Raw genomic sequence first — 13,587 nt, forward strand, 5'->3', positions numbered from 1 at the left:
CGGCCGCGGCCGCCCACGAGGCACGGCGGGAGGCGACCACGGCGGCGTTGGAGGCGCTGATGGCGTCGCGGGCGGCGTTGGCCGCGCCCTTGGCGGCACTGGCCGCCTTCCGAGCCGCCGCGGCGGACTTGCGTACGTCGTCCTTGGCGGCGGCGGCCTCGGCGGCGGCCTTCTCCGCGGCCTCCTTGGCCTTCTGGGCGGCGGTCAGGGCCCGCTCGGAGGCCTCGACGGCGAGGTCGGTCTCGGCCTGGGCCTGCTTGCCCTCCCGCTCGACCACGGCCACCAGCTCGGCGATGGTCGCCGACTCCTGGTCCCGGGCCCGGGCTATGTGCTGGCCGGTGTCGAGGAACCACTGGATGTCCGACGCGGTGCCGCTCAGGGCGCGGTCCGCGTACTTCTGCACCTCGGGCCCGGCGCCGACCAGCATCGCGGACACCTGCACCTGGGCGTCCTCCAGGGCGCCGGCGTACTGGCCCTCGGTGAGGAAGTCCTCGAACGCCTCCTGGGTGTTGGCGTCGAGGGCGGCGGAGGCCTCGCGCCTGACCCCCTTGCCGCCGGTGCTCGACACGACGGACGTCGTCACGGCCAGGTCCTCCAGCAGGGCGGGCTTGTACCCCTCGCCCAGGAACGCCGCGACGGCGGCGTCGCCGTTGTCCAGCGCGGCGGACGCCTCGCGGCGCGTTCCCTTGCCGGCCCGGAAGATGAGCCGGGAGACGGCGACGCGGTTGTCCTCCGCGGTGACCTTCGGCAGCGTCTCGGTGAGGAACGTCCGGATGTCGGTGTCGGTGCCGTAGAGCGCGTAGGCGGCCGCGGCCTTGGTGGCCCGGCCACCCGTGGACCAGGCCTTGACCACCTTCGCCCGGTCGGTGTCCGGCAGGACGAGCGAGCCGTCCGCCGGGTCCTCCGCGTCGGCCGCGCGGGCCGGCCGCGCGAGTGGGAGGGGAGCGGCGGCCACGGCGGTGGCGGCGGCGACCGCGCCGAGCAGCCGTCTGCGGCTCCAGAACATCGTCTGCATAAGTGAGTTGTCCTCTGCGTCGTGGGTGGCGGCAGCGAATGCGCGCGATGGGCCGTGCCTATTTGAGCGCGCTTCGGTGGGGAAAGCAATTGCGTATAAGGCGATGTGATGTGACGTCAGCTACCTTCTCGAAATGCGGTGAATGATCTACACAACTTCTTCACGGAGAGTCGCACAACCTTTGCAAAACGTGAGAGACGTCACGCCTGCTCCTCAACTGACGTCCAATTTGAGGTAGTTGAACGGGTGGACAGGAGGTGTCGGTTTGACGTGGCATGGTCAGGCTCGACGGCATGGTGAGTGAATTCCGCCCCGGAATATCGACCGGACGCGGACACTCGGCCGCACGCGAATTGATTAAGGATCGGCATGAGAGAAAACGTCGTTGTCGCGGCGAATTCACGAAAGAGGAACCGGCTCATCGCGCGCACCCTCGTCGCGGCGGCCGCCGCGGGCGCCCTGGCGTGGGGGCTGCTGGCGTCCGTGCCGCAGGGCGCGGCCGGCGGCCCGGCGGTGTCCGTCGCCGACGAAGCGCCGGGGTACGCGGTGGAGGACTTCGACTACCCGCAGGCGGACAAGATCGAGGCGGAGCAGGGCATCCTGCTCAAGCGCGGGGACGGCCACATCACGCTGGTGGACTGTGCCGGCGGCACGGGCTACATCGAGGTGCTGGCGCGGCGCACCGCGGGCAAGGTCTGCTTCAAGGTGGTGGGCGACTCGGGCCGGTTGACGCTGGAGATCCCCGCCGTGTACTCGATGCGGGGCAACGACTACGACACCCAGGTGGACATGACCGTCGGGGACGAGGAGAAGTCCTTCGACCTCGAGAAGAACACCTGGACCCCGGTGGGCGAGAGCGCCGACGAGCAGAACCGTGAGCACCTGCTCGTGGAGATCAGGACCTCCAAGTAGCGACCAGCCGCACGCCTCAGCCGGATCTCCCACCAAGGAACTCAACCATGCGACACACCAGACCCGTGCGCCTCGCCGCACTGGCCGCCGCCCTGACCGCGGGACCGCTCGTCATGACCGCCGTCCCCGCCGCCGCCGTGACGGGGCCCGCCTCCGCCGCCTCCGACACCACGCACGCCTACGCGGCGCGCATCGTCGTCGGCGACCACGACCGCGGCTGCTCCGGCGTCCTGGTCGACAGCGAGTGGCTGCTCACCGCGGCCAGTTGCTTCGCCGACAACCCCGCCGAGAGCCTCGCGGTGCCCGCCGGCAAACCGGCCCGCACGACCACCGCCACCATCGGCCGCGCCGACCTCACCGGCACCGGGGGCGCGGTCCGCACCGTTGTCGAGCTGGTGCCCCGCACCGACCGCGACGTGGTCCTGGCCCGGCTGAACCGGCCGGTCACCAACGTCGCCCCCGTCGCCCTGGCCGCCACCGCGCCCACCGCCGGTGAGGAGCTGACGCTCGCCGGCTACGGCCGTACGAAGACCGAGTGGGCGCCGCTGAACCTGCACACCGGTGCCTTCTCGGTCGACGCGGCCGACGCCACCACCGCGACGGTGACCGGCCAGGACAACGTGGCGGCGTGCATGGGCGACACCGGTGGCCCGCTGGTGCGCACCGTGAACGGCGCCAAGCAGCTGGCCGCCCTGAGCAGCCGCTCCTACCAGGGCGGCTGCTTCGGCATCGACGCCGCCGAGACGCGTACCGGGGGCGTGGTCGCCCGCGTCGACGACCTGGGTTCCTGGGTGGCCTCCAAGGTCGGAGCCAACCGGATCACCGACTTCAACTGCGACGGCGTCGAGGACATAGCCGTGGCCGACCCCGAGGCGACCGTCGGCGGTGACGCCCGGGCGGGCCTGGTCCGCGTCGTCCTCGGCGGGGGCAAGGGCACCGCCCAGATCGACCAGGACCTCGACTGGGTGCCGGGCGGCGGCGAGGCCAACGACCTCTTCGGGCAGGCCATCGCCACGGTCGACTACAACGAGGACGGCTGCACGGACCTGGCCGTCGGCACCCCGGGCGAGAACCTCGGCGACGCCGTGGACGCGGGCATGGCCGACGTCCTGTACGGCGCACCCGGCGGCATCGGCACCGGCGCCGTCAAGAACGCCCACTTCCAGCAGGCCACGGGCAACGGCTCCATCAGCGCCTCCACGCCGGAGAACGGCGACCTGATGGGGCAGGCGATGGTCGCCGGCACCACGGCCGCCGGCGAACCCTTCGTCGTCATCGGCGTGCCCGGTGAGGGCCTGGGCGATGCCGCCGGAGCCGGCGAGGCGTTCTACGTGCGCGGCGGGACCAACGTCTCCGTCCACCAGGACGGGGTCGGCGTGCCCGGGGCGGTGGAGGCGGGCGACGGTTTCGGCACGGTACTCGCGGCCGACGCCAACCACCTGGCCATCGGCGCCCCCAACGAGAACATCAACGGTGACGACGCCGCCGGCAACCTCGCGGTCTTCTCGCACGAGCTGAACAGCGACAAGAGGCCCACCCCGTTGTTCGGCCTCGACCAGGACCTGGACACCGTCTCGGGCGGCGCCGAGAAGGGGGACCGCTTCGGCGCGGCCCTGGCACTGGCCCCGTACCGTCCGGCGGGTGCGGCGCGCGCCGCCGATTCCCTCCTGGCCGTCGGCTCCCCGGGCGAGGCCCTGAACGTGGACGGTGTCAGCAAGGCGGAGACGGGCGGCGTCACCACCTTCCGGGTCACCGCGGCGGGCACCTACACCCAGCTCGACGGATACTCCTCCGGTACCGGTGACGACGACGTCTCCGGCGCCTCCGAGGCCGGCGACCACTTCGGGTCCACGCTGACCGCCGTCAACACCGCGCCGCGTGCGGTGAGCACCGAGGCGACCATGAAGATGGCGGTCGGCATCCCGGACGAGGCCCTGGGTTCCGCGGCCAAGGCGGGTGCGGTGCACGTCTTCTCGATGCTGGGCTCGCCCGGCGCCAACGACAAGTGGATCGAGTCCGGCGACGGCGACGGTGTCCCCGGTGCGCCGGGCGCCAACCAGCGCCTCGGCTCGAGCATCCACTTCACCGGCACCCACCTGTACGTCGGCATGCCCTACGGTCCGACCGCCACCGGCGCGCTGTACGCCCTGCCGATGTCCAACGTGACCCTCGGTGAGCCCAATGCCGCGCCCACCGTGTACCAGCCGGGTCAGGGCGGCCTCCCGGCCGTCGGTACGGCCTTCGGGCACGCGGCGAGGTAGTCGCTCAGCCTGATCCCTCCCAGTCGGCCGTGGCGTCCAGCGCCACGGCCGACGCGTTCGCCGGGCGCGGCACGCCCGACGGGTCGAGCACGAAGAGCGCGACGTCCAGCCGGTCGGCACGGACCCGGGCGTCCTCGGCGTATCCGGCGAGCGAGAAGTACACGCCCCGCGCCGACTCCGCCATCGCCGTCAGCCACAGGCACTCCACGTCCCGTACCGAGGCCGGGCCCACCGTCGGGTCCACCTGGACGGCGATGCCGGGCGCGGCAAGGCCGATGCCGGCCGGCGGACGCTGCTCGGCGCGGCGCACGTCCCGGTGGCCCAGCCCGCGCAGGTACAGGACGGCGGCGGTGACCGCGTCGCGGGCGGTGCGGATCGGAACGGCCCGGTGCGCCGGGACCCGTGACCCCGGGGTGCGCCCGGACCGGCCGGTGGCGGCGGGGTCCACCGGCACGCACAGCACCGTCCCGCAGGGGCAGCCCAGCTCCGGGCGCGGCCACCGGCTCTCGGCCCCGCAGGCCGCACAGCGCACCCCGATCCACTCCTCGTCCCACGCCCGGTGGGTGACCGCGGTCGCGGCCCCGCGCGGGTCCAGTTCCGGGGCGACGGGCGCCCCGCACGCACAGGGATACGACGGGGCCGTGTAGCGGTGCCGGCGCCCGCAGGCGGTGCAGCACACCGAGATGGTCTCGGACATGACCCCCATCGTCCTCCCTTGACGGCCCCCGGCTGCCCACTTACATTACTTCCAGATCGTAGAAAACAAATTTCGCTATACGGAAGTTGCTACGGAAGAAGCTCACCGCGGGGCGCGACGGGAGTGCGAATCCGACAGCCGGATCAGGAGTACTCGATGGCTCGTATGACCGCTGCCCGAGCGGCAGTTGAGATCCTCAAGCGCGAGGGCGTCACCGACGCGTTCGGTGTGCCCGGTGCGGCGATCAACCCCTTCTACGCCGCGCTCAAGGCGTCCGGCGGCGTCCAGCATACCCTGGCCCGCCACGTCGAGGGTGCCTCGCACATGGCCGAGGGCTACACCCGCACCAACCCGGGCAACATCGGCGTCTGCATCGGCACCTCCGGGCCGGCCGGCACCGACATGATCACCGGTCTGTACTCGGCGATCGGCGACTCGATCCCGATCCTGTGCATCACCGGCCAGGCGCCGACCGCGGTGATCCACAAGGAGGACTTCCAGGCCGTCGACATCGCCTCGATCGCCAAGCCGGTCACCAAGATGGCGGTCACCGTCCTGGAGGCCGCGCAGGTCCCCGGCGTCTTCCAGCAGGCCTTCCACCTGATGCGCTCCGGCCGTCCCGGCCCGGTCCTGATCGACCTGCCGATCGACGTCCAGACGACCGAGATCGAGTTCGACCCGGAGACCTACGAGCCGCTCCCGGTCTACCGGCCCCTCGCCACCCGCGCCCAGATCGAGAAGGCCATCGGCCTGCTCAACGCCGCCGAGCGCCCGCTGATCGTGGCCGGCGGCGGTGTCATCAACGCCGACGCGGCCGACCTGCTGGTGGAGTTCGCCGAGCTGACCGGGACCCCGGTGGTGCCGACCTTGATGGGCTGGGGCATCCTGCCCGACGACCACGAGCTGAACGCCGGCATGGTCGGCCTGCAGACCTCGCACCGCTACGGCAACGCGACCTTCCTGGAGTCCGACTTCGTCCTCGGCATCGGCAACCGCTGGGCCAACCGCCACACCGGCAAGCTGGACGTCTACACGGCCGGGCGGAAGTTCGTCCACGTCGACGTCGAGCCGACCCAGATCGGCAAGATCTTCGCCCCGGACTACGGCATCGCCTCCGACGCCAAGGCGGCCCTGAAGCTGTTCGTCGAGGTCGCGAAGGAACTGAAGGCGGCCGGGAAGCTGCCCGACCGCTCCACCTGGGCCGCCGCCGCGCAGGAGCGCCGGGCCACCCTCCAGCGCCGTACGCACTTCGACGACATCCCGATCAAGCCGCAGCGCGTCTACGAGGAGATGAACAAGGCCTTCGGCCCGGAGACCCGGTACGTCTCGACCATCGGCCTCTCCCAGATCGCCGGCGCCCAGATGCTCCACGTCTACCGGCCCCGGCACTGGATCAACTGCGGCCAGGCCGGCCCGCTCGGCTGGACCGTCCCGGCCGCCCTCGGCGTCGCCAAGGCCGACCCGGACGCCCAGGTCGTGGCGCTCTCCGGCGACTACGACTTCCAGTTCATGCTGGAGGAACTGGCAGTCGGCGCGCAGCACAAGATCCCGTACGTGCACGTCCTGGTGAACAACTCCTACCTGGGCCTGATCCGCCAGGCACAGCGGGCGTTCGAGATCGACTTCCAGGTCAACCTGGAGTTCGAGAACATCAACTCGCCCGAGCTGGGCGTCTACGGCGTCGACCACGTCAAGGTCGCCGAGGGCCTGGGCTGCAAGGCGATCCGGGTGACCGACCCGAACGAGCTGGGCGCGGCCCTGGAGCAGGCCAAGAAGCTGGCCGCCGAGCACCGGGTGCCGGTCGTCGTCGAGGCGATCCTGGAGCGCGTCACCAACATCTCCATGTCGGGCACGAACGACATCTCCAACGTGGTGGAGTTCGAGGAGGTGGCCACCGAGCCGGGGCACGCCCCGACCGCGGTCAGGACGCTGAAGGTCTGACACACCCGCGCCGAGCGGCGAGAGCGGCCCGTTCCTCAGGGGACGGGCCGCTTCCCCGTGTGCGCGCTCAGTCCGGGCCGCCGCCGCCCGGGCCGCCACCCGCGTGGTCCCCGTGGCCCGTGCCGCCACCGCCGTCGCCCGGGACCGAGTCCTCGTACTCGTCGCGCCACCTCGGGAACCTGCCCCGCCCCAGCGAGAAGCGCACACCGTCGGCCGGTGCGCCCGGGGCCGTCAGCCCGGCCCGCAGCGCGAAGCGCGGCAGGAGCAGGCGCAGGGCGGCATCGCCGTGCAGGGAGACCGCGAGCAGTGTGTCCTCGTCCGTCAGCCCGTGCCTGACCGCCGGCAGCGGGTGCCGCTCCCGCCGGAACTCCACGTGCCGACGGGCGCCGCGGGTCGGCCTGAGCCGGGGGTGACCGAGGAGCCCGTGCTCGGCGAGCGGGATGCGCGTCAGGGCCAGGGCCAGCCGCACGTCCGGGTGCCGGACCAGTTCGCGCGCGGTGAGCGGCTCGTGCAGACAGTCCAGGACGGTGCCCTCGAACGGACCCAGGCCCTCCGGCTCCGGTCCCGTCGCGCACAGCGTCCTGCGGGGGCCGGTCTCGACGGCGCCCAGCAGGTGCAGCGCGACCAACGCCACCGTGACGGCGCCCGGCGGGCCGCCGCCCAGCAGCGCGATCTGATGCGGCTCCCACCCGATCTCCGTGCCACCGTCCACGACCCCACCCCCGTGCGCCCCCGTGTTCCCGGGGTTGTGCCCGCTGCGGGGGGCTCCTACGCGCGTTCAGCGACCGGGGTGCCCGTGGTGCTCGTGCAGCCCCGGCCAGTCCTCCGGGCCGCCGCCCTGCCACTCGACCAGGTCGCTCGACTCGACGTCGGTCACGTACAGGTCGGCCAGCCGCAGCAGTTCGGCGACGTCGTCGATGTGCGAGGCGACGCCCAGCGTCTGCGCACCGGAGGTGACCCGGCGGGAGCCGTCGAGAGCGGGGGAGTGGACGACGATGTGCGGGTGCTCGGGTGGGTGTGCCGTTGCCATGCCTCCAGGCTGCTGCGCGGGCGGCGGATCCGCACCCGGTGAACGCCGAGCGGCGCCGGATGCGGGACCGTCCGCATCCGGCGCCGCTCGGCCGGTGAAGGTTCTTCACGTGGTGTCCGTCCGGCGGCGCGAGGCTGGGCGCGACAGGTCGTTCGCGCCGCCGGACGGGATCTTCGGGCCCCTCGGGGACGAGGGGCGTGTGGCTGGGACCGCGGCGGTGCGACGGGCCGGAACGGCTCCTCTCCTCAGGTCGTAGGAGAAGCGTCCGTGCCCTTCACCACCGCACTGGCTCGCTGGCCGCCGCGGTCCTCGCCCTGCCCGCGCCGGCACCTGGCGGTCACCCCTCATCCGGGCCGCTTCGGTGCCTGCGCGGGCCGCGCACACGGCCCCGGCCTCCCCGCCGGGTTCCGTGCGCGAGCCGGTGGATCAGTCCTCGCGCAGGGCGCGGACCGCCGCCTCCACGCGCTTGCCGTACTCGGGGTCGGCCGCGTGGAAGTGCGCGAGGTTCTTCTCGACGACGTCGCCCCGCGAGACCTGGGACAGGCCGCCGGCCAGGTTGGCGACCAGCCGCTGCTTCTCGTCCTCGCTCATCAGCCGGTACAGCGCACCGGCCTGCACGAAGGGGTCGTCCTTGGTGTGCAGCGGCGCCTCGTGGGTGCCGGTGTGGCCAAAGACCGCGAGCGGGGCCGCCAGCGGACGGCCGGTCTCGGCCGGGCCGTCGTAGGAGTTCGGCTCGTAGTTCTTGGCGTACCGGCCCTGCGGGTTGGACGCCATCAGGCCGTCGCGGCCGTAGTTGGCGGCGCCGCCCGGCATGGCCTTCGGGGCGTTCACCGCGAGCTGGGTGTGGTTGACGCCCAGGCGGTAGCGGTGCGCGTCCGCGTAGGCGAACAGACGGCCCTGGAGCATCTTGTCGGGGGAGGGGCCGATGCCCGGCACGAAGTTGTTCGGGGAGAACGCGGCCTGCTCGACCTCCGCGAAGACGTTGTCCGGGTTGCGGTCGAGCACCAGCCGGCCCACCCGCTTGAGCGGGTAGTCGGCGTGCGGCCACACCTTGGTCACGTCGAACGGGTTGAAGCGGTAGTTCGCCGCCTCGGCCACCGGCATCAGCTGCACGTGCAGCGTCCAGGACGGGTACACGCCCCGCTCGATCGCCTGCACCAGGTCCGTCTGGTGCGAGGTCGGGTCCTCGCCCGCGAGCCTGGCGGCCTCGTCGGCGGTCAGGCAGCGGATGCCCTGGTCGGTCTTGAAGTGGTACTTGACGAAGAAGGACTCGCCCTCGGCGTTCGTCCACTGGTAGGTGTGCGAGCCGAAGCCGTCCATGTGGCGGTACGACGCCGGGATGCCGCGGTCGCCCATCAGCCAGGTCACCTGGTGCGTGGCCTCGGGGGAGTGCGCCCAGAAGTCGAAGACGTTGTCCGGCTCCTGGCGGCCCGTGAACGGGTCGCGCTTCTGGGAGTGGATGAAGTCGGGGAACTTGATCGGGTCCTTGATGAAGAACACCGGGGTGTTGTTGCCGACGAGGTCGTAGTTGCCCTCCTCGGTGTAGAACTTCACCGCGAAGCCGCGCGGGTCGCGGACCGCGTCCGCGCCGCCGAGGGAGTCGGCCACGGTGGAGAAGCGCAGGAAGACCTCGGTGCGCTTGCCGACCGTGTCCAGGAAGTCGGCGTGCGTGAAGCCGGTGACGTCGTCGGTCACCTCGAAGTGGCCGTAGGCGCCGGAGCCGCGGGCGTGCACCACGCGCTCCGGGATGCGCTCCCGGTTGAAACGGGCGAGCTTCTCGATGAGGTGCTGGTCCTGGATCAGGAGCGGGCCGCCGATGCCGGCGGAGGCGGAGTTCTGGTTGTCGGCGACCGGGGCACCGGACTCGGTGGTGAGCACGCGCTGCGACATCGTGGACCTTCCGTGACCTGCTGAGCGAGGGTTCAGCGGAAACTCGTTTCCGCTTCGTGGAGCTTAGGGTGTGGAGCCTAGATTTCGGACACTGGCACGTCAACAGTTTGTTGAAGTGGGTTCCGGGTGGCGCCGCCGCTCGGGCGCGACAGGACAGGTGTCAGCGGCGGCGCCACCCGGAGGTCTCGGGGCGGTGCGTCAGACCTGGGCGCCGGAGAGGCGCTCCACGGCCCGCAGCAGGGCCGAGTGGTCCAGGCCGCCGTCGCCCTGGGCGCGCAGCGACGCGACCAGCTGGGCGACCACGGCGCCGACCGGCAGCGCGGCACCGACGTTGCGGGCGGCGTCGGTGACGATGCCCATGTCCTTGTGGTGCAGGTCGATGCGGAAGCCCGGCTTGAAGTCGCGGGCGAGGAAGTTGTCCTTCTTCCGCGTCAGCACGGTCGAGCCGGCCAGACCGCCGTTGAGGACGTCCAGGGCGGCCTTCAGGTCCACGCCGGACTTCTCCAGGAAGACCACGGCCTCGGCGCACGCCTGGATGTTCACGGCGACGATCAGCTGGTTGGCGGCCTTCACGGTCTGGCCCGAGCCGTGCGGACCGCACAGCACGATGGTCTTGCCGAGCGCCTCCAGGAGCGGCTTGGCCTCGTCGAAGTCGGCCTGCTCACCGCCGACCATGATGGACAGCACGGCCTCGATCGCACCGGCCTCGCCGCCGGAGACGGGGGCGTCCAGGACGCGGATGCCCTTGTCCTTCGCCGCCTTCGCGAGGTCCACCGAGGTCTGCGGGGTGATCGAGGACATGTCGACCAGCAGCGCGCCGGACTTCGCGTTCTCCAGGATGCCGTCGGGGCCGTAGGCGATGGCCTCGACCTGCGGCGACGCGGGCACCATGGTGACGATCACGTCGGCGTCGCGCACGGCCTCGGCGATCGAGCCGGCCGCGGTGCCGCCGGCGGCGGACAGCCGGTCCAGCTTCTCCTGCTCCAGCGTGAAGCCGGTGACCTGGTAACCCGCCTTGATCAGGTTCTCGGACATGGGGGAGCCCATGATGCCGAGACCGACCCAGGCAACCGTCGGGAGGGTCGGGTGGGAGGAATCACGCAGCGTGCTCATGATGGGTACCTCTCTGAAAATCTGTGGAGAATTCCTGCGGGGTGGCGCTCAGCGGGCCGCGCGGGCCTCGGCCGGCAGCCAGGAGAAGGACTGCGCGCTGGGGTCGTCGCCGGGCTTGTACTCCAGGCCGACCCAGCCGTCGTACCCGGCCTTCGCCAGCCGGTCGAGCAGCTCCTCCAGCGGGAGGGAGCCCGTACCGGGCGCGCCGCGGCCCGGGTTGTCGGCGATCTGCACATGGCCGGTCTTCGCGGCGTACGCGTCGATCACCTGCGGCAGGTCCTCGCCGTTCATGGACAGGTGGTAGAGGTCCATGAGGAACTTGGCGTTGCCGAGACCGGTGGCCTCGTTGACCTTGTCCACGACCCCGATCGCGGCCGGTGCCGACACCAGCGGGTAGAGCGGCGACTCGGGCCGGTTGAGCGCCTCGATCAGCAGGATCGCGCCGATCCGGTCGGCCGCGCGGGCCGCGAGGACCAGGTTCTCCAGCGCGAGCCGGTCCTGCTCGGCCGGGTCCACGCCCTCGACGCGGTTGCCGTACAGGGCGTTGAGCGCCGTGCAGCCCAGCGACCGGGCGAAGTCGGCGGCCACGTCGATGTTGGCGCGGAACCGGTCCGACTCCTCGCCGGGGACCGACAGGGCGCCCCGGTCGGGTCCGGGCAGCCGCCCGGCGTAGAAGTTCAGGCCGGTGAGCTGGACGCCCGCGTCCTCGATCGCCGACTTGAGGGCGTCGAGCTCGGACTGCTCGGGGACGGGCGAGTCGATCCAGGGCCACCACAGCTCGACCGCGGTGAAGCCGGCCGCGGCGGCGGCCGCGGGGCGCTCCAGGAGCGGGAGTTCCGTGAAGAGGATCGACAGGTTGACGTTGAAGCGCTGGTCTGCGAATCCCATAGGGTGCCGCGCTCCCTTCCGCTTGAGGGTGTATTTCCGTATTACGGAAGTTCGTTTCTGCTTGATGGAAGGTTGCCCGGGGAGCGCGGCTGTTGTCAAGAGGGGGCGGCGCAAAGCGGTCACCCCGCGTTAGGTTGACCGCGTGCGATTGAGAGTGGAGTTCACGACCGAACCCTTCGACCTGGACGAGGCGCCCGCGCACGCGGTGGTGGCCCGGGAGGTCGTCGAGGCCGCCGAGCTGGACGCGGTCGACGTCGGCCCGTTCGGCAACACCGCCGAGGGCGGTGCCGACCGGGTGCTCACCGCCGTGGACGCGCTGCTGCGCCGCTCCCTGGAGGCCGGTGCCACCCGGATCTCGCTCCAGGTCAACGTGGTCGGAGAAGACGCCGAGCGAGGGGGCGAGCGGTGACCGGTCCCGCCGAGGAGCCGTTCATCGCGGCCGTCAAGCCGCTGGTCGACGCCATGGGCGGCGAGATGCTGCCGCCGGACGAGGCCGGCCTGGAGGACGTCGTGCTCTCGTGGGAGGGCGCCGACGTCGTCGCCGTCCGCCTGCCCCAGCTCGCCGACTCCCTGGACCACATCCTGGCCGCCATGGAACGCCGGCAGGGCAGGCCGCTGGCCGACCTGGACCGCAGGGCCAAGCAGGAGGTCGTACGGGCCCTGGAGGCCCGCGGCGCCTTCGCCGTACGGCACGGCGTGGAGACCGTCGCGAGCGCCCTCGGCGTCAGCCGCTTCACCGTGTACAACTACCTCAACCGCGAGAAGGGCACCTGACCTGCACGGTTCCCGACCACCGCCAGCCGCCGTCCGGTAACCGGGCGGCGGCTTTTCTGACCCCGAATTTTCAACAAAGTGTTGACGGCTTGTTTCCGAGGGCGTTAGCTATCGGCACGCCCGCTCAGCACAAGGCCACGGAGGCTCCCGTGACGTCCACTTCCGCGTCGGGCCTGGCCCGCTTCAACACCCTCGAGGAGTCCTCGGCACGCGCCGAACTCCACGAGGCGTGCGCCTCCACGGCGTGGGCCCGGCGCCTGCTCGCCGCCCGCCCCTTCGCCACCGCCGAGGACCTGTACGCCGCCAGCGACGCCGCCATGGCCGAACTGAGTGCCGAGGACCTCGCCGAGGCGATGGCCGGACACCCGCCGATCGGCCGTCCCAAGCCGGGCGACCCGACCTCGTCCCGCGAACAGGCGGGCATGGCCGGCGCCGCCGAGGAACTCAAGGCGGAGATGCTCGAACTGAACCTGGCCTACCAGGAGAAGTTCGGCCACGTCTTCCTCATCTGCGCCACCGGCCGGACCGGCGAGCAGATGCGCGACGCGGTCAAGGAGCGGATCGGCAACTCGCCCGAGCAGGAGCGGGAGATCGTCCGCGCCGAACTGGGGAAGATCAACCGCATCCGCCTGACCCGACTCGTCGAACAGGACGCCCGACCATGAGCACCAGCACCACCGCCTCCGTGTCCACGCACATCCTGGACACCAGCGCCGGCCGCCCCGCCGGGGACGTCGCCGTCCACCTCGCCGCCCGCGCGGGCCGCGAAGCGGACTGGCAGGCACTCGGCGGCTCCGCGACCGACGCCGACGGCCGGTGCAAGGACCTCCCGGCCCTGCCGGAGGGCACCACCCACGTACGGCTCGACTTCGACACCGAGACGTACTTCGCCAAGAAACAAGCCGCGGCCCAGCAGGACGCCCCCGCGCTCCGGGACAGCGAGAACGGCCGGCCAGTGTTCTTCCCCGAGGTCACCATCACCTTCGCGGTGGTGCCCGGCGAGCACTACCACGTTCCGCTGCTGCTCAACCCGTTCGGCTACTCCGTTTACCGAGGGAGCTGACCG

General features: G+C 71.8%; 14 protein-coding genes. 7 read left to right on the plus strand and 7 right to left on the minus strand.

The window, feature by feature from the left end:
- The coding region (locus tag BZZ08_RS25040) for an ALF repeat-containing protein (protein ID WP_198601682.1) at window positions 1-1,015 on the minus strand (1,015 nt) is incomplete at its 3' end.
- A gap of 369 nt (window positions 1,016-1,384) precedes the next feature.
- Between BZZ08_RS25040 and BZZ08_RS25045 the strand changes: the two genes are divergently transcribed.
- Both BZZ08_RS25045 and BZZ08_RS25050 read left to right on the plus strand, forming a co-directional pair.
- Window positions 1,385-1,927 (plus strand): hypothetical protein, encoded by a 543-nt coding sequence (locus BZZ08_RS25045; RefSeq protein WP_241965562.1) that lies wholly within the window; start codon window positions 1,385-1,387, stop codon window positions 1,925-1,927.
- A 47-nt stretch (window positions 1,928-1,974) separates the two neighbouring features.
- Window positions 1,975-4,188 carry a trypsin-like serine protease gene (locus BZZ08_RS25050; protein ID WP_104634516.1) on the plus strand — a complete coding sequence of 738 codons (2,214 nt, stop codon included), beginning with the start codon at window positions 1,975-1,977 and terminating at the stop codon, window positions 4,186-4,188.
- A 4-nt stretch (window positions 4,189-4,192) separates the two neighbouring features.
- Here BZZ08_RS25050 and BZZ08_RS25055 read toward each other — a convergent pair whose 3' ends face one another.
- Window positions 4,193-4,894 (minus strand): hypothetical protein, encoded by a 702-nt coding sequence (locus tag BZZ08_RS25055; protein ID WP_104634517.1) that lies wholly within the window; start codon window positions 4,892-4,894, stop codon window positions 4,193-4,195.
- Between the two features lie 147 nt (window positions 4,895-5,041).
- Here BZZ08_RS25055 and gcl point away from each other — a divergent pair, with 147 nt between their 5' ends.
- Window positions 5,042-6,826 (plus strand): glyoxylate carboligase, encoded by a 1,785-nt coding sequence (gcl, locus tag BZZ08_RS25060; RefSeq protein WP_104634518.1) that lies wholly within the window; start codon window positions 5,042-5,044, stop codon window positions 6,824-6,826.
- 67 nt (window positions 6,827-6,893) lie between these two features.
- On the opposite strand, the gene BZZ08_RS25065 is transcribed toward gcl, so the two are convergent.
- The 5 genes from BZZ08_RS25065 to BZZ08_RS25085 form a co-directional block, all read right to left on the minus strand.
- Window positions 6,894-7,538 carry a TIGR04222 domain-containing membrane protein gene (locus tag BZZ08_RS25065; RefSeq protein WP_104634519.1) on the minus strand — a complete coding sequence of 215 codons (645 nt, stop codon included), beginning with the start codon at window positions 7,536-7,538 and terminating at the stop codon, window positions 6,894-6,896.
- Window positions 7,539-7,604: 66 nt separating this feature from the next.
- Window positions 7,605-7,856 carry a hypothetical protein gene (locus BZZ08_RS25070; RefSeq protein ID WP_104634520.1) on the minus strand — a complete coding sequence of 84 codons (252 nt, stop codon included), beginning with the start codon at window positions 7,854-7,856 and terminating at the stop codon, window positions 7,605-7,607.
- Between the two features lie 426 nt (window positions 7,857-8,282).
- Window positions 8,283-9,746, minus strand: a complete 1,464-nt coding sequence (locus BZZ08_RS25075) for a catalase (protein ID WP_104634521.1) — start codon at window positions 9,744-9,746, stop codon at window positions 8,283-8,285.
- Window positions 9,747-9,944: 198 nt separating this feature from the next.
- The gene (locus BZZ08_RS25080; RefSeq protein WP_104634522.1) at window positions 9,945-10,859 is read right to left on the minus strand and encodes a 2-hydroxy-3-oxopropionate reductase; all 915 of its coding nucleotides are present in this window, start codon (window positions 10,857-10,859) and stop codon (window positions 9,945-9,947) included.
- Window positions 10,860-10,907: 48 nt separating this feature from the next.
- The gene (locus BZZ08_RS25085) at window positions 10,908-11,747 is read right to left on the minus strand and encodes a TIM barrel protein (protein ID WP_104634523.1); all 840 of its coding nucleotides are present in this window, start codon (window positions 11,745-11,747) and stop codon (window positions 10,908-10,910) included.
- Between the two features lie 142 nt (window positions 11,748-11,889).
- Here BZZ08_RS25085 and BZZ08_RS25090 point away from each other — a divergent pair, with 142 nt between their 5' ends.
- From BZZ08_RS25090 to uraH, 4 genes are all read left to right on the plus strand, one after another.
- Window positions 11,890-12,156 carry a hypothetical protein gene (locus tag BZZ08_RS25090; RefSeq protein ID WP_198601683.1) on the plus strand — a complete coding sequence of 89 codons (267 nt, stop codon included), beginning with the start codon at window positions 11,890-11,892 and terminating at the stop codon, window positions 12,154-12,156.
- Window positions 12,153-12,521 carry a helix-turn-helix domain-containing protein gene (locus tag BZZ08_RS25095; RefSeq protein ID WP_104634525.1) on the plus strand — a complete coding sequence of 123 codons (369 nt, stop codon included), beginning with the start codon at window positions 12,153-12,155 and terminating at the stop codon, window positions 12,519-12,521. Before BZZ08_RS25090 ends, BZZ08_RS25095 begins: the two co-directional genes overlap by 4 nt.
- Window positions 12,522-12,670: 149 nt before the next feature.
- A complete protein-coding gene (gene uraD / locus BZZ08_RS25100; protein WP_198601684.1) occupies window positions 12,671-13,186 on the plus strand; it encodes a 2-oxo-4-hydroxy-4-carboxy-5-ureidoimidazoline decarboxylase in 516 nt (171 codons plus the stop codon).
- Window positions 13,183-13,584, plus strand: coding sequence for a hydroxyisourate hydrolase (gene uraH, locus BZZ08_RS25105; RefSeq protein WP_104634527.1), 402 nt, complete (start codon window positions 13,183-13,185; stop codon window positions 13,582-13,584). Before uraD ends, uraH begins: the two co-directional genes overlap by 4 nt.
- The last annotated feature ends 3 nt before the right edge of the window (window positions 13,585-13,587 follow it).

It is taken from the genome of Streptomyces sp. MH60, assembly GCF_002939385.1.
In the GTDB taxonomy this organism is placed as follows: Bacteria; Actinomycetota; Actinomycetes; order Streptomycetales; family Streptomycetaceae; genus Streptomyces.